The sequence below is a fragment of the Phreatobacter sp. genome, from assembly GCF_052440005.1.
Lineage (GTDB): Bacteria > Pseudomonadota > Alphaproteobacteria > Rhizobiales > Phreatobacteraceae > Phreatobacter.
The window spans coordinates 1-14,422 of sequence record NZ_JBQVQL010000105.1 but is presented as its reverse complement, the minus strand read 5'-3'; the positions used below and the strand labels follow the sequence as shown (position 1 = coordinate 14,422).

Sequence of the window (14,422 nt, the reverse complement as noted above, 5' to 3'; positions counted from 1 at the left end):
TCGGCCGCGGCGCCCCCGCCCAGGCCGCCGGCGAGAGCCACGGCATCTCCTATTTCGGCGACCTCAAATACCCCGCCGACTTCCCGCATTTCGACTACGTCAATCCGCAGGCGCCGAAGGGCGGCACCTTCATCCACACCGCCTCCACCTGGTCCTACAACCAAAATCCGACCACCTTCAACACGCTGAACACCCTGGTGCTGCGCGGCGACGCCCCCCCCGGCCTCGACGACATCTTCGCGAGCCTCATGGCCGGCGGCGGCGACGAGCCCGATGCCATGTACGGCTTCGCCGCCGAGAAGGTCGCCATCTCCGAGGACGGCCTCACCTACCGCTTCACGCTCCGCGACATCGCCACCTTCCACGACGGCAAGCCCATCACGGCGGAGGACGTCGCCTGGTCGATCCTGACGCTGAAGGAGAAGGGGCATCCGCTGCTGCGCGTCGTGCTGCGCGACGTCGCCTCCGCCGCCGCCGAAAGCGCGAAGGTGGTGGCGGTCACCTTCGCGAAGGGCCGCTCGCGCTCACTGCCGCTGACCATCGCCGGCCTGCCGATCCTGTCGAAGGCCTGGTATGCGGGCCGCGACTTCGAGGCCTCCACCATGGACGTGCCGCTCGGCTCCGCCGCCTACAAGGTCGGCCGCTTCGAGGCGGGCCGCTTCATCGAATACGAGCGCGTCCGGAACTGGTGGGGCGAGAAGCTGCCCGTCTCCGTCGGCCAGAACAATTTCGACGTCATCCGCGTCGAGTTCTTCCGCGACCGCGACGTCGCCTTCGAGGCCTTCAAGAGCCGCACCTATACCTTCCGCGAGGAGTTCACCTCCCGCGCCTGGGCGACGCAGTACGATTTCCCTGCCGCCAAGGACGGCCGCGTCCTGCGCCGCGAGGTGCCGGACGAGACGCCCTCGGGCGCGCAGGGCTGGTTCATCAACACGCGGCGCGAGAAGTTCGCCCATCCGAAGCTGCGCGAGGCGCTCGGCCTCGCCTTCGACTTCGAATGGACGAACAAGAACGTCATGTTCGACAGCTACAAGCGCACCCATTCCTTCTTCCAGAACTCGCCGATGATGGCGGTGGGCAAGCCCTCGGCGGAGGAGCTCGCCATCCTCGAGCCGTTCCGCGGCAAGGTGCCGGACGAGGTCTTCGGCGAGCCCTACGTGCCCCCCGTCTCCAACGCGTCCGGCCAGGACCGCAACCTCCTGCGCCTGGCCACCCAGCTCCTGCGCGAGGCGGGGTTCACCCTGAAGGACAACCGCCTCATCGATGCCGCCGGAAAGCCGATGACGGTGGAGTTCCTCGACTACGACAATTCGCTGGAGCGCCACACCCAGCCCTTCGTCGCCAATCTCCGCAGACTCGGCATCGCGGCGACCATCCGCCGGGTCGATTCGGCCCAGTACCAGTCGCGCCTCAAGGATTACGACTTCGACCTCACCATCCGCCGCTATTCGCTCTCGCTCACCCCGGGCGAATCGCTGCGCACCTTCTTCGGCTCGGAGAGCGGCAAGCAGCCGGGCTCGCAGAACCTCGCCGGCATCGCCGACCCCGTCATCGACGCGCTGATCCAGAAGATCCTCGCGGTCAACACCCGGCCCGAGCTGACGACGCTCTGCCTCTGCCTCGACCGCGTGCTGCGCTCGGGTCGCTACTGGGTGCCCAACTGGTACAAGGCCTCCCACTGGATCGCCTACTGGGACCAGTTCGGCCATCCCGAGCGGAAGCCGAAGTACAGCCGCGGCGTGCCGGCGACATGGTGGTTCGACCCGGCGAAGGCGGCGAGGATCGAGCGGACGTGAGCGGCGGCGCGCTGCGCCCGGACGCCTGAACGGCGGGGTTGATCGAGGACAAGGTCTTGTCCGGGTCTATCGTCATCATCACGGCGGTACCGTCCCCGGATGACCCTCCTGCGCATCCCGCGCATCGGCCCCCGCCGGACCGGATCACCGGAGGCGCAACCATGCCGAGCCGATCCCCACCTGCCGGAGGTTGTCGCGCGGTCCTCGCCGGCGGCCTCGCCCTGGGTCTGGCCGTGTCCGCGGCCCCTGCCACGGCCGCCAGCATCCAGCGCGGCCTGACGCTCGCCCGCACCCACTGCGCCACCTGCCACGCCGTCGACCGCGTCTCGCCGAGCCCGCTGACGGCCGCCCCGGCCTTCCGCGACCTTCATCGCAGCTATGCGGTGGAGAACCTGTCGGAAGCGCTCGCCGAGGGAATCATGACCGGCCACCCCTCCATGCCGCAGTTCCGCTTCGACCCCGACCAGATCGAGGACTTCATCGCCTTCCTGAAGAGCCTGGAACGGCGGCGGTGAGGGCAATCGCTGGGCGCGGGAGCAGGGAAGAAGATGGTGCTGCGAGAGAGGATTGAACTCTCGACCTCTCCCTTACCAAGGGAGTGCTCTACCACTGAGCTACCGCAGCGAGGGCACCGGAGGCGCGAAACGATGCGCGGTGCGAACGGGACGCTTCCCTGCCACAGGGTGCGGCGCGATGCAAGGGCGGGTCTGCGATTTGCCGCGCGGTGGTGACCACGCCGTTGCGCCGGGTCGCCCGTCGCGGCATCGTCGCGGCGCGGATGACGGGCGGACAGGGTGCGGCCATGGCCGGCGATGCGGGCGACGAGGGACGGGAGAGGGGAGCGGGCGTCAGGCCTGCGCCGAAGCTCCGCGACGCCCGCGCCGAGCGCCTCGCCGCCCAGCTCAAGGCCAATCTGAAGCGCCGCAAGGAGCAGGCGCGCGGCCGCGCCGCGGGCGAGGACGAGGCCGGCTGAGCGGGCCTGCCGGATTCCGCCGCGCCGCCTTCCTTGTTTCGCCTCCTTTGGTCGGCTAGACGAAGGCCCCCGCCGGGCGGCAAGGTTCTGAAACGCTGCCGGGCGATTCGACGACGGGCGCCAGTCGAGGCCAGCCCTCCCTCCGAGGAGTTCCGCATGGACCGCATCCGCATCACGGGCGGCCGCCCGCTTCACGGCACCATCCCGATCTCGGGCGCCAAGAATGCCGCGCTGCCGCTGATGATCGCCTCGCTCCTCACCGAGGACGAGCTGACGCTGGCCAACGTGCCGCGCCTCTCCGACGTGTCGAACCTCGCCCGCATCCTCGGCAACCACGGCGTCGACGTCACCATCGCCGGCAAGCGCAACGGCGACGAGGTGCTGACCGGCCAGACCGTGCGCCTCAACGCCCGCTCCATCGTCGACACCACCGCGCCCTATGAGCTCGTCTCCACCATGCGGGCGAGCTTCTGGGTCATCGCCCCGCTCGTCGCCCGCATGGGCCGCGCCAAGGTCTCGCTGCCCGGCGGCTGCGCCATCGGCACGCGCCCCGTGGACCTGCTGCTGATGGCGCTGGAGCGTCTCGGCGCCACCATCGACATCGACGCCGGCTATGCGGTGGTCTCCGCCGACAGGGGCCTGAGGGGCGCCGAGATCGACTTCGGCAAGGTCACCGTCGGCGGCACCCACGTGGCGCTGATGGCCGCCTCCCTCGCCGAGGGCACCACGGTCATCCACAACGCCGCCCGCGAGCCGGAGATCGTCGACCTCGCAGACTGCCTCATCAAGATGGGCGCCCGCATCAAGGGCCACGGCACCGCCACCATCGAGGTCACCGGCGTTCCGCGCCTGCGCGGCGCCCACCATGCCGTGGTGGCCGACCGCATCGAGACCGGCACCTATGCCATGTGCGTCGCCATGGCCGGCGGCGACGTGCTGCTCGAGGGCGCCCGGCCCGAACTGCTGCAGTCCGCCCTCGACGTGCTGGTCGAGGCCGGCGCCGAGATCTCCTCGACCAACGAGGGCATCCGCGTGAAGCGCAACGGCCACGGCCTCAGCCCGGTCGCGGTGACCACCGATCCCTTCCCCGGCTTCCCGACCGACCTCCAGGCCCAGCTCATGGGCCTGATGACCCGGGCCAAGGGCACCTCGCGCATCACCGAGACGATCTTCGAGAACCGCTTCATGCACGTGCAGGAGCTCGCCCGCCTCGGCGCCCACATCCATCTCGACGGCCAGACCGCCACCATCGAGGGCGTCGACACGCTGAAGGGCGCCCCGGTCATGGCCACCGACCTGCGCGCCTCGGTGTCGCTCGTTATCGCCGCGCTCGCCGCCCAGGGCGAGACGACGGTCAACCGCGTCTATCACCTCGACCGCGGCTTCGAGCGGCTGGAGACCAAGCTCTCCGCCGTCGGTGCCGACATCGAGCGCATCTCCGGCGGCTGAGCGGCGACCGTTCGCGTCAAGGGTTTTGCAACCATATGCTGCAAGGTTGTGTCCCGTCTCGTGATGGGCGGCGGCGGTGATGGCGGCGGACAGGCGATCCAGTGCGAAGGACCGGCGCGGCGGGCGGCGCCAGGACCTTCGCTACTCCGCGCGGATCGAACGGTTGGCCGACGGCGCCGAAATTCCCTGCACCCTCGTGGACGTATCGCAGACCGGCGCGCGCCTCATGGCGCGCGAGCCCGAGGGCGTCCCCGACGAATTCCTGCTGCGGCTGGCGGTGGGCCGGCAGGCCCAGCGTCGCTGCGCCGTCGTCTGGCGGGACGGCGCCAGCATGGGCGTGCGCTTCATCGTCGAGGTCGACGACGGGTTCTGACCGCGTTTCCACACGGCGAAAGGCGCCCCCTCGCGGGAGCGCCTCGCCTGTCGTCGTCGAAGATGGAGCGCCAGATCAGCCGCAGCGGCGCTCGCGGCGCACCACGACCGTGCCGTTCGGCCGCTCGGTGCGGATCACCACGTTGCGGCAGCGCTCGCGCTCGCGGATCACCACGCGCGGGGCGCGACGCTCGCGGATGATGACGCGATCCGGGCCGCGGTCGCGGCGATAACCCGGGCGACCGTCGTCGCTGCGGATCGACACGCCACCCTCGCCGGCGCGGATGCGCAGGTCCTGGGCGAAGGCGGGAGCGGAGAAGAGCAGGGCGGCGGCAAGCGCGCCGAGGGTGAGAGCTTTCATGGGGGGACTCCTCGCGGATGGTCAGGACCCCGACAACCCCCCGGAAGGTGGAAGGTTCCCTGGCGCGTCAATCGCCCCGGCGCCGCCCACCACCGCAAGGTTCCCCGCGCCGCTTCACCACAACGGTATTCCGGTCTAGCCTGACCCATACAGCAGCGATCCGGGGCGAGCGTGGCCGGCAGCAAGGTCGACGTCGACCGCACCCTCACCGTCACACTGGCCGACTCGTTTCGCGGCAACCGCGGCATGGGTCTATTCTTCGCCCTGCTCGGCGGCCTCGTCCTGATCCTGCCGGAAGAGGGCGACCCGACCGTCCTGGTCCCCGGCCTTGGCCTGCTGGCGTTCGGCGTCTTTGCCCTCGCCTCTCCCTATCTCGGCCTCAAGCGCGGCGAGAAGGTCGTCGCCGAGCTCTCCCCGCAGGGGCTCGTCACCGGCGTCCAGAACTCGGCCCGGCCGCGCATCGAGATCCCCTGGGACGAAATCTCCGAGGTGACGCAGATCTCCTTCATGAGCCCGGTGGTCGCGACCTGGGGCACCTATATCCGCGAGCCCTGCGTGACCGTCTCCCGCGCCTTTTACGACCGCGAGATCCATGTGGACGGGATCGCCGCGCAGGGCCTCTTCTGGCGACACCACATCCAGCGGCACCCGGATGGTGATCGCATGCGCGTGGTGCTGCTCCATCACGACTTCGCGCTGTCGCGCCGGGCCTTGCGGGACGAGATCGAGGCCCGGTGGCGTGCCTTCAGCCGCCATCCCGCTGCAAGCCTGCCGGCCCCGCCCGTTACCGATGCTCTCGCCCGCCTCGCCGATGCCTACGATGCGGTGACGGCGACACCCGCCCGCCGCGTCACGGCTGCCGTCGTGGCCGCGCTGTTCGTTCTGCCGCTGGCCTACCACTGGCACTATGGCCTCACGCGCCTTGCCATGGCCAACCTGAACCCAGCGCAGCTCGCATCCTACGGGGGCGGTCTCCTCGCCCAGCGCCGGCTGCCGGGACGGGTCGACGGCGGGCCCCTGACCGTGCTCGGCCCGGCCGATGTCGGCGCGATGCGTGACGCGTCCTGTCAACGCACCATCCGGCGACGGGCCGGGCATGCGGGGCTGACGCCACGCTATGCCCAGCACCACGCCTGCCGCGCCGTCTTCGCCACCGCCAATGGAAGGGCGGCGGAAGCCGCCTTCGACATCTATCCGACCGAATATCGTCAGGAGATGGGCTCCGGCCCTCCCCGGCTCATGTCGGCGCTGATTGCCCACCCGCCGCCGGAGGCGGATGTGCGGACGAGGCTGTGCGGCATCAGACCCTGCTGACGACGCGCGAGCGCCCAGGAAGCACCAATCGCGGGCCGCCCGGCGCTTGACGTAACGGTCTCGTCGCCCGATCCTGATACCGTCGATGGGACAACTGTCACTGTCGGCTCAGCTTTTCGATGCCGGCACCGTCGGGATGCCGGTGCGTCAAAGGGGTCGAGGCCGTCGATCGCGACGGCCTGCATGGGGAATAGTCTGATGCGCATGAGAATGGGGCTTCTGGCCCTCGGTATCGTGGTAGCGGCCCAGGCGGCCCTCTTCCCGACAAGTGGCTTTGCCCAGCAGGCGCAGTTCGAGCGCTTCTGTCGTGACTATGCCGACCACGCTGTGAACGCGGCGAACCGGGCCGCTCAGGCCGGCTGCGCGCCGCACCGCGCGTTCCGAAACGACTTCGTCGCCGACCGGGCGCTCCACTACAACTGGTGCCTCCGCGCGCCGGAGCAGACGGTGGCCGCGGGCCGCCAATCCCGCCAGCAGGCGCTGAACGCCTGCCTTGCACGGGCGAACCCGCAAGCGCAGTTCGACCGTTTCTGCCGTGACTACGCCGACCACGCGGTGAACGTCGCCAATCGGGCCCGGCAGTCTCAGTGCCCGGCGAGCGGCTGGTACAACACCAATCATGCCGCCCACCTCAACTGGTGCCGGGGAGCCCCGGAACAGACGGTGGCGGCTCACCGCCAGTCCCGCCAGCGGGCCCTGGACAACTGCCTGCGCGGCGCACCCTGACGCGTTGACGGGGCCCGCAAGCCGGACACCGTCCGGACCCGCCGGCTGGCCATGTCGCGATATACGCCGTGGTGCCGGGACATAAGCCGCAAAATCGTGCGCAACCGGACCAGGTTGGACCCAACCGGACCCCCAAAAACAAAAAAGCCCGGCGAGCCGGGCTTTTCTGCGGGTTTCTGGACGATCTCGGATCGTCTGAAACGTGAAATTGGTGCCCAGAAGAGGACTCGAACCTCCACGCCTCGCGGCGCTGCTACCTGAAAGCAGTGCGTCTACCAATTCCGCCATCTGGGCGAAGGCGGCTCTCATAGCGAGTGCGGCGGGACCCGTCAACGTGGTCTTTGCACGAAAGGTCCCGCGCCGTCCTCACGGCCCGAAGACGAAGACCCTTTTGGGCACGAGTTCGCCGGCCTCGACCTCGCAGAGGGCGATGGGATCGCCGGCGGAAGAAGCCCACACCGCCCCCTCGATCGGGGCGTCGCGGCCGCGCAGGATCGAGCTCTGGCCGCGCAGCAGGCGGGCGGCGACGTCGCGCGTCACCTTGACCTCCGGCACCTCGGCGAGGGCTGCCTCGACCGGCAGCAGCGCGTCTTCCAGCGTCTGTCCCGCGATCTTGCCCTCCAGGAGCTCACGCAGCTCCTCGAGCGTCACCGTGTCGTCCTCGCCGAAGGGGCCGACGCGGGTGCGCCTCAGCGCCGTCACGTGGCCGAGGCAGGAAAGGTCGCGGCCGATGTCGCGGGCAATCGCCCGCACATAGGTGCCCTTGCCGCACTCGGCCTCGAATTCCGCGCTGTCGGCGGAGAAGGCGGTCAGCCGCAGGCTGTCCACCGTGATGGGGCGGGCCTCCAGCACCACCTCCTCGCCGTCGCGGGCGAGGTCATAGGCGCGCTCGCCGCCGACCTTGATCGCCGAAAACTTCGGCGGCACCTGCATGATCGTGCCGGTGTAGCGCGGCAGCAGCGCCTCCACGGCCTCGCGGGTGGGGCGGAGGTCGGACCGGGCGGTCACCTCGCCCTCGGTGTCGTCGGTGCTCGTCTCGCTGCCCCAGGCCACCGTGAAGCGGTAGGTCTTGCGGCCATCCATGACGAAGGGCACGGTCTTGGTCGCCTCGCCGAGCGCGATGGGCAGGAGCCCGGTGGCGCGCGGGTCGAGCGTGCCCGCATGGCCGCCCTTCTTGGCGTTGAACAGGCGGCGCACCTGTGACACCGCATGGGTGGAGGTCTGGTCGAAGTCCTTGTCGAGGACCACCCAGCCGTGGACGTCCACCTTCTTCGAGCGCGGCTGGTTCATGCCTCGTCGTCCTTGTCCACGTCGCGGCGCACCACGTCGCTCTCCAGCAGGCGGTCGATGCGCGAGCCCTCCTCGAAGGACTCGTCGATGCGGAAGCGCAGGTCTGGCGCGAATTTGAGATTGGTGCGGTGGGCGAGCTCGCCGCGCAGGTAGCGCTTGTTGCGCGCCAGCGCCTGGATCACCTCCTGCTGGTCCTTGCCGCCGAGCGGCATGACGAAGCAGGTGGCGATCTTCAGGTCCGGCGACATGCGCACCTCCGGAACGGTCACCACGTGCTTCTGCAGCACGGGATCGTGGATCTCGCCGCGGGAGAGCACCTCGGCGAGGGCGTGGCGCATCAGCTCGCCGACGCGCAATTGCCGCTGGGACGGGCCGGTGCCCGTTTCGAACCGCTTGGCCATGGTTTCTTGTCCTTCGCCCGGGGTCGGACCGGGTGGAAGTGGAACGAGGAGGCGGGCACATACACCCGCGAGGGAAAAAAGGGAAGTCAGGAGGCAGCGATGGCCCGCTCCGCCGCGCCGATGGCGTCCGGCGTGCCGACGTGGAGCCACAGGCCGTCCAGCACCAGGCCGTGCAGCCGGCCGATTGCCAGCGATGCGTTCCACAGGGCGTTCAGCGAGAAGACCTCGCCGTCGGTTCGACCGGCGAAATCCGCCTTCTGCATGATCGCGGCGCCCGCATAGGCATAGGGCGCCCGCGCCGCCGATCCGCGTCGCGCCAGACGGCCGTCCGCGTCGAGGAAGAAGTCGCCCGGCCCGTCGAAGCCGACGCTGCCTTCCATGGGCGCAAGCAGCAGCAGCGTGTCCATCCGCGCGGGATCGAAGGCGGCGATCATCCGCGCGAGGTTGGACGGCCCGCGGTCGGCCCAGAAGGAATCGGCATTGCGGATGACGAAGGTCTCGCCGAGATGCGGCAGCGCGCGGGCGACGCCGCCGCCGGAATCGAGGATCTGCGCCCGCTCGTCGGAGATGGTCACCGCGGGGGCCGGGCGCCCCGCCACGGCGGCCTCGATCTGGTCGGCGAGGTGATGGACGTTGACCACCGCGCGGCTGATGCCCGCTTCCGCCAGCGGGTCCAGCACGTGGTCGAGCAGGGTCTTGGGACCCACCCGCACCAGCGGCTTCGGGATGCGGTCGGTGATCGGCCGCATGCGGGTGCCGAGCCCCGCCGCCAGCACCATCGCGCTGTCGATGCCGGTCACGGCGGCGGCACGCGGTCGTCGACCCAGCGCTTCACCTGGGCGAGGGCCGGGTGGGCGAGGCAGCGCTGCAGATAGGCCCAGATGCGCGGCAGGTGGGCGAGGTATTGCGGCTTGCCGTCACGCTTGTCGAGGCGGGCGAAGATGCCGAGGATCTTGGTGGCCCGCTGGGCGCCCATGATGGCGTAGAGCCGGGCGAAGGCGGCCATGTCGAAGGTGGGATCGTCCGCCTTGCGCGCCGAGGCGTAGCGCGACAGGAGCTGGAGTTCGAGCTCCTCCGGCACGGTGATGCGCGCGTCCTGCAGGAGCGAGGCGACGTCATAGGCCGCCGGCCCCATCACCGCGTCCTGGAAATCGATGAGGCCGACCTTCTCCACCCCCTCGCGGCCGGCGAGCCAGATGAGGTTCGGCGAGTGGAAGTCGCGCAGCACCCAGGTCTGCGGCGCCGCTTCCACCTCGGCGAAGAGTTCGCCCCAGCGCTGCAGGAAGACGTATTTCTCGCTCGCCGGAATGCGCGCGTCCTTCATCGGCAGGTACCAGTCGAGGAGGAGTTCCACCTCGATGGTCAGAGCCTCCTTGTCGTAGGCCGGCAGCGCATAGGCGCCCTTCGGCGTCGCCAGCGTCGCGGCGCGCGGCCGCGCATGGATCAGCGCCAGCACCTCCACCGCCGCCATGTAGCGTTCGGCGATGGGCGCGCCGTCCCTGAGGACTCCTTCGCCGCCGAGATCCTCGATGATGAGGAAGCCCTGGTCGAGGTCGACCGCCTCGATCTCCGGGGCCGACAGGCCGATGTCGCGCAGGCCCTCGGCCATGGCGACGAAGGGCACCATGTCCTCGGCGAGATGGGCGATGCGGCTGTAGGGCAGGCCGTTCTTCACCGGCGGCCCGTCCGGCTTCTTCGGCGCGTTCATCAGCACGGCGCGGCGCTGGCCGTCCAGCAGCCGCTCGTAGGAGCGCGAGGAGGCGTCGCCCTGCAGGTGGCGGCGCAGCGAGCCGCCCCAGCCCGCATTGTTGAGGAAGCCGCGCAGGGCGACCAGTCGCGCCAGCCGCCCGGCCCAGGCGCCGTGGCCGGTCAGCACCGCCTGGCGGGCGCCGGGACCGCGGGCCGGCGCCAGCGTCAGGGCAATCTCGAGCCGGTCGCCGGAGAGCGCGCCGCCGAGGCGGTCCGGCCACTCGACGATGAGCAGGGCGCCTTCGGCCGCCTCGTCCCATCCGAGTTCGGCGATCTCGTCGGGCGAGGTCACGCGGTAGAGATCGGCATGGATGACCGGCAGGCGCTTCAGGTCATAGGGCTGGATCAGCGCGAAGGTCGGGCTCGGCACCTCGAGCTTCTCGTCCTCGGCGATGGCGCGGATGAGGGCCCGGGCAAGCGTCGACTTTCCCGCGCCGAGGTCGCCTTCCAGCGTCACGACGTCGTGGGCTTGCGCGGCCATGGCGAGGTCCATAGCGAGCTCGCGCGTCTCCGCCTCATTGGCGAGCATGCGACTGTGGCGGAACGGTTCGGTCATTCGGCGGCCTTGGAGAAATCCTCGAGATGGGCCGGGAAGATGACCTTCACCTGCGTCCCGCTGCCCGGCGCCGTCTCCACCTCGATGCGCCCGCGATGCAGCTGGACGAAGCTCTGCACGATGGAGAGGCCGAGCCCGGCACCGCGGTGGCGCGTGCCGGTGGAGCGCGTCTCGAAGCGCTCGAACATGCGCCCGACCATGTCGGGAGCGATTCCCGCGCCCTGGTCGCGCACCTTGAAGACGATCTCCTCGCCCTCGCGGGCCGCGTCCAGCACGACGAGGCCGCCGCGGTCGGAAAAGCCGATGGCGTTGGAGAGGAGGTTGAACAGCACCTGGCGCACGCGTTGGGCGTCGGCCCGGAACGTGCCGATGTCACGGGCGATGCGCGTCTCGATGCGGATCTGGTTCTCGGTGATGCGGTCGCGCACCGCGTCCACCGCCGCCTGGATGGTGGCGCGGATGTCGACCTCGCCCAGTTCCAGCTCCATGACGCCGGCGTCGATGGTGGCGAGGTCGAGCACGTCGTTGATGATCGACAGCAGCGAGGCCGAGGAGGCACCGATATAGCCGAGATATTCGCGCTGCTTGTCGTTGAGCGGGCCGATGGACGGGTCGTCCAGCACCTGGGCGAAGCCGATGATGGTCGTGAGCGGCGTGCGCAGCTGGTAGGAGACGTGGTGGACGAAGTCGTTGCGCAGCTTGGCGGCCGATTCCAGCGCCTCGTTGCGCTCGGTGAGGGCAAGCTGGACCATCACCATGTTGGTGACGTTCCTGAAGGTGACGAGAGTCGCCCCGCCCGGCAGCGGCGCCGTTCCGGTGTCCAGCACCGATCCGTCGGTGCGCTCGATGCGGAAGGTGCGCTGGCGGCGCTCGTCGGCGAGGGCCGTCACCGCGGCGCGGATGTCCGACAGGATGCCGCCGTCGCGGACGTAGGGCAGGCACAGGCTGGCGATCTGGTCGATCTTCGGCCGTCCCTCCAGCACCTTGTCGTCGAGCTCCCAGAGGGCGGCGAAGGCGCGGTTGGACAGCGAGAGGCGGCCGTCGGAGCCGAACACCGCCACCGCCTCGTCGAGATTGTCGATGGTCTCGCGCTGCACCCGGCCGAGGGCCTGGACCTGGGTCTCGAGCTGCAGGCGCTGCGTCAGGTCCTCGAACACGTAGGTGACGCCCCCGGCAGGGTCCGGGTTCTGCACGACGCGCAGGAACCGGCCGTCGGGCAGCGGCCATTCGAGGATGCGCGGCTCGGTGTCCACCGCCTCGTAGACCCGGTGCAGCGTCTTCTTCCACTCGCGGTAGTTGGACTGTTCGGGGAGCAGCCGGCGCTCGCGCAGCCGGTCGAGGATGTCGCCGTCGGTCGGGGCCTGGTGGAGGAAGGCGGGCTCCAGGTCCCAGAGCTGGCGGAAGGCCTCGTTGTTGAACACCAGGCGCTTGCCGGCGTCGAAGATGGCCACAGCCGTCGCCAGCTGGTCGAGGGTGCGCTTGTGCGTCTCCATCTCGACCGAGAGTTCCGAGCGCACCGTTTCGAGTTCGGTCACGTCGACGGCGATGCCGGCCGAGCCGGCGCCCGCCGGCGTCTCGATGACGTCGAAGATGCGCCGCTGGCCGGCCGCCACCGCCGCGACGCGGCGGGCGAAGGGCGTGCGGGCCGAGCGGCAGCGTGCCGCCTCGTTGCGATCGGCGGGGTCGAGCAGCTCGTTGCCGGCGGCCACCGCCCGTGCGCCGTCGGCGGCATCGGTGGCGGCGGCATAGGCCGTGTTGACCCAGGTGATGCGGCCCTCGGCGTCGCGCAGCCAGACCGGCAGCGAGAGGGCGCCGAGGAAGGAGCGGATGGTGGCGGTCTCGCGCACCAGCGCGTCGTGGCCGGCGCGCAGCTGGACGAGTTCCTCGCGCACACCCCCGACGAGGCGCAGGCGCAGCACGGCACGCCCGCCGATGGGCCGACCCTCGGCCTCCACAGGCCGGCCGGCCTGGCTGACCACGTCGAGGCGGAACGGCGTGCCGGCGGAGCGCAGGGTGTCGACGGCGCGCTCCAGCTCCGCCGCCCGGTCCGCGGGCAACCAGGAGCCGAAGGCGAGGACCCGCCGCGCCACGGGCAGGTCGGTGACCAGCGGCACGTCGCCGGCGATCTCGGGCTCGTCGCGGTCGCCGCCCCAGACGACCACGACATGGGGATCGAGCGTCAGGAGTTCGGCGCTGCGGTCGAGCGCGAGCCTGAGTTCGTTGATCTCGCGCCGGGCCTGGCGGGCGGCGGCGGCGGCGCTCGCGCGCGTGCGCAAGAGGCCGATGGCGGTGACCACACCGAAGACCACCACGCCAACATTGAGGCCGAAGGCCGCCCATTCATGGGCCCGGATCGCGCCGAGAAGTTCGGGCAAGGTGGGCGCCGCGTCACCGGCCGCGACGAGGGCGGTGCTGGCGAGAAGGGCGGCGGCGGTCGCCGGGACGAGCCGCAAGGCCCGCCACGCGGGCGCCGGTTGCGGCTCTCCGTCCCCACCGGATGCGTCGTCGACCCTCGGCAGGCCCGGCATCTCGTATCCTTACGTCACGGTGCGGCACGCGAGTGGGCTGAAGGGATTGCGCGCCGGTGCCGCCCACGGCGCGAATCAGGCCCAATCTAACCTTGCGGAGACTCGCGGTCTAAGAGTCCAGAACGGGAACGGGGGCGGGAAATTTCGCCTGATCAGGCGACGTCTCAGATCGCCGGCAGGTCGCGGCGCATGGTGACGGCGTCGGCCGTGCCCTGCGCGGTGCGGTAGTAGCCCTTGCGCCGCCCGATCGGGAGAAATCCGGCCCGCTCGTAGAGCTTCAGCGCCGCGGCATTCTCCGCTTCCACCTCGAGGAACAGGTGGCGCACGCCGGCCCGCATGAGGTCCGGCAGGTGGGCCGCGATCAGCCGCCCGCCATAGCCGCGGCCGCGCAGCGGCGGGGCGGTGGCGACGGTCAGGATTTCCGCCTCGTCGGCCGCGATGCGGCTGAGGATGAAGGCGGATGCGGGCGCGCTCGCCCGGCGGCGGACGGTGTGGGCGACGACGGACGTCTCGCGCAGCATGGCGGCGAGGTCCTCCGCGCCCCAGCCCCGGTGGAAGGACGCGGCGTGGACCGCGGCGAGGTCGTCGCAGTCCTGGATCGTCGCCCGCGCCACCACAGGCTCGGACCGCGGCCACCAGAAGACGAGGTCGGTGAAGGTGGTCATGGCGGCGTGCCCGGCTGCACCGGCGCCTGCGGCTTGGCGTCCACCGCCTTGAGGTAGAAGGGCCGGCAGGGCGCGCTGGCTGGATCGCTCGCCGCCCCCAAGCGCGCAACGACGGCGATGTCGGGCGCCGCCCGGCCGTCCAGCACGGCAGGCGGGGAGGCGCCCTCTGGCCAGGCCGCGAGGATCGCCTCGGCGCCGGGGCCGACCACCACGACCGGGACCGCCGCTGCCCGTTGCGCGAC

At 70.6% G+C, this 14,422-nt stretch carries 14 protein-coding genes, 2 tRNA genes and 1 pseudogene; 7 read left to right on the top strand and 10 right to left on the bottom strand.

The genetic code is table 11. The annotated features are described in order from the left end of the window. A partial coding sequence (locus tag ACT6XY_RS19725; RefSeq protein ID WP_444750009.1) for an extracellular solute-binding protein occupies nt 1–1,796 on the top strand: 1,796 nt, incomplete at its 5' end. A 161-nt stretch (nt 1,797–1,957) separates the two neighbouring features. Further along, nucleotides 1,958–2,311, top strand: a complete 354-nt coding sequence (locus ACT6XY_RS19720; protein ID WP_444750008.1) for a c-type cytochrome — start codon at nt 1,958–1,960, stop codon at nt 2,309–2,311. A gap of 34 nt (nt 2,312–2,345) precedes the next feature. On the opposite strand, the gene ACT6XY_RS19715 is transcribed toward ACT6XY_RS19720, so the two are convergent. Continuing rightward, nucleotides 2,346–2,420: transfer RNA gene (locus tag ACT6XY_RS19715), tRNA-Thr, on the bottom strand. A gap of 103 nt (nt 2,421–2,523) precedes the next feature. On the opposite strand from ACT6XY_RS19715, the gene ACT6XY_RS19710 reads away from it, so the two are divergent. The 3 genes from ACT6XY_RS19710 to ACT6XY_RS19700 all read left to right on the top strand — a co-directional run bounded on the left by ACT6XY_RS19710 (nt 2,524) and on the right by ACT6XY_RS19700 (nt 4,591). Beyond that, entirely contained in the window at nt 2,524–2,769 is a 246-nt protein-coding gene (locus ACT6XY_RS19710; protein WP_444750007.1) for a hypothetical protein, read from the top strand. Nucleotides 2,770–2,925: 156 nt separating this feature from the next. Next, complete coding sequence (gene murA, locus ACT6XY_RS19705) at nt 2,926–4,218, top strand: UDP-N-acetylglucosamine 1-carboxyvinyltransferase (protein ID WP_444750006.1); 1,293 nt, start codon at nt 2,926–2,928, stop codon at nt 4,216–4,218. A gap of 79 nt (nt 4,219–4,297) precedes the next feature. Continuing rightward, the gene (locus ACT6XY_RS19700) at nt 4,298–4,591 is read left to right on the top strand and encodes a PilZ domain-containing protein (RefSeq protein WP_444750005.1); all 294 of its coding nucleotides are present in this window, start codon (nt 4,298–4,300) and stop codon (nt 4,589–4,591) included. A 75-nt stretch (nt 4,592–4,666) separates the two neighbouring features. On the opposite strand, the gene ACT6XY_RS19695 is transcribed toward ACT6XY_RS19700, so the two are convergent. Then, entirely contained in the window at nt 4,667–4,951 is a 285-nt protein-coding gene (locus ACT6XY_RS19695; protein WP_444750004.1) for a hypothetical protein, read from the bottom strand. A 171-nt stretch (nt 4,952–5,122) separates the two neighbouring features. On the opposite strand from ACT6XY_RS19695, the gene ACT6XY_RS19690 reads away from it, so the two are divergent. Next, nucleotides 5,123–6,265, top strand: coding sequence for a hypothetical protein (locus ACT6XY_RS19690; protein ID WP_444750003.1), 1,143 nt, complete (start codon nt 5,123–5,125; stop codon nt 6,263–6,265). A gap of 198 nt (nt 6,266–6,463) precedes the next feature. Further along, entirely contained in the window at nt 6,464–6,991 is a 528-nt protein-coding gene (locus ACT6XY_RS19685; protein WP_444750002.1) for a hypothetical protein, read from the top strand. 209 nt (nt 6,992–7,200) lie between these two features. Here the strand turns inward: ACT6XY_RS19685 and ACT6XY_RS19680 are convergent. The 8 genes and pseudogenes from ACT6XY_RS19680 to ACT6XY_RS19645 all read right to left on the bottom strand — a co-directional run. Then, nucleotides 7,201–7,285 (bottom strand) — tRNA-Leu (locus ACT6XY_RS19680). 72 nt (nt 7,286–7,357) lie between these two features. Then, nucleotides 7,358–8,395: a tRNA pseudouridine(55) synthase TruB gene (gene truB, locus ACT6XY_RS19675; protein ID WP_444750010.1), complete on the bottom strand. Its 1,038-nt coding sequence runs from the start codon at nt 8,393–8,395 to the stop codon at nt 7,358–7,360. Next, complete coding sequence (gene rbfA / locus ACT6XY_RS19670) at nt 8,278–8,682, bottom strand: 30S ribosome-binding factor RbfA (RefSeq protein ID WP_444750001.1); 405 nt, start codon at nt 8,680–8,682, stop codon at nt 8,278–8,280. The genes truB and rbfA overlap by 118 nt, the downstream gene beginning before the upstream one ends. Before the next feature lie 86 nt (nt 8,683–8,768). Continuing rightward, entirely contained in the window at nt 8,769–9,482 is a 714-nt protein-coding gene (locus tag ACT6XY_RS19665) for a nucleotidyltransferase family protein (RefSeq protein ID WP_444750000.1), read from the bottom strand. Beyond that, nucleotides 9,479–10,987: a tRNA (adenosine(37)-N6)-threonylcarbamoyltransferase complex ATPase subunit type 1 TsaE gene (gene tsaE, locus ACT6XY_RS19660; RefSeq protein ID WP_444749999.1), complete on the bottom strand. Its 1,509-nt coding sequence runs from the start codon at nt 10,985–10,987 to the stop codon at nt 9,479–9,481. Before tsaE ends, ACT6XY_RS19665 begins: the two co-directional genes overlap by 4 nt. Then, a complete protein-coding gene (locus ACT6XY_RS19655; RefSeq protein WP_444749998.1) occupies nt 10,984–13,440 on the bottom strand; it encodes a PAS-domain containing protein in 2,457 nt (818 codons plus the stop codon). The genes tsaE and ACT6XY_RS19655 overlap by 4 nt, the downstream gene beginning before the upstream one ends. A 239-nt stretch (nt 13,441–13,679) precedes the next feature. Continuing rightward, nucleotides 13,680–14,180, bottom strand: a complete 501-nt coding sequence (locus ACT6XY_RS19650) for a GNAT family N-acetyltransferase (RefSeq protein WP_444749997.1) — start codon at nt 14,178–14,180, stop codon at nt 13,680–13,682. Further along, nucleotides 14,177–14,422: pseudogene (locus ACT6XY_RS19645) on the bottom strand (hypothetical protein); the annotation flags it as partial. The pseudogene ACT6XY_RS19645 and the gene ACT6XY_RS19650, both read right to left, overlap by 4 nt.

What these genes read in the sequence shown, in the direction of transcription:
- ACT6XY_RS19720 (WP_444750008.1), top strand. Translation starts at nt 1,958, where the DNA reads ATGCCGAGCCGATCCCCACCTGCCGGAGGTTGTCGCGCGGTCCTCGCC.
- murA (WP_444750006.1), top strand. Translation starts at nt 2,926, where the DNA reads ATGGACCGCATCCGCATCACGGGCGGCCGCCCGCTTCACGGCACCATC.
- ACT6XY_RS19700 (WP_444750005.1), top strand. Translation starts at nt 4,298, where the DNA reads ATGGCGGCGGACAGGCGATCCAGTGCGAAGGACCGGCGCGGCGGGCGG.
- ACT6XY_RS19695 (WP_444750004.1), bottom strand. Translation starts at nt 4,951, where the DNA reads ATGAAAGCTCTCACCCTCGGCGCGCTTGCCGCCGCCCTGCTCTTCTCC.
- ACT6XY_RS19685 (WP_444750002.1), top strand. Translation starts at nt 6,464, where the DNA reads ATGCGCATGAGAATGGGGCTTCTGGCCCTCGGTATCGTGGTAGCGGCC.
- rbfA (WP_444750001.1), bottom strand. Translation starts at nt 8,682, where the DNA reads ATGGCCAAGCGGTTCGAAACGGGCACCGGCCCGTCCCAGCGGCAATTG.
- tsaE (WP_444749999.1), bottom strand. Translation starts at nt 10,987, where the DNA reads ATGACCGAACCGTTCCGCCACAGTCGCATGCTCGCCAATGAGGCGGAG.
- ACT6XY_RS19650 (WP_444749997.1), bottom strand. Translation starts at nt 14,180, where the DNA reads ATGACCACCTTCACCGACCTCGTCTTCTGGTGGCCGCGGTCCGAGCCT.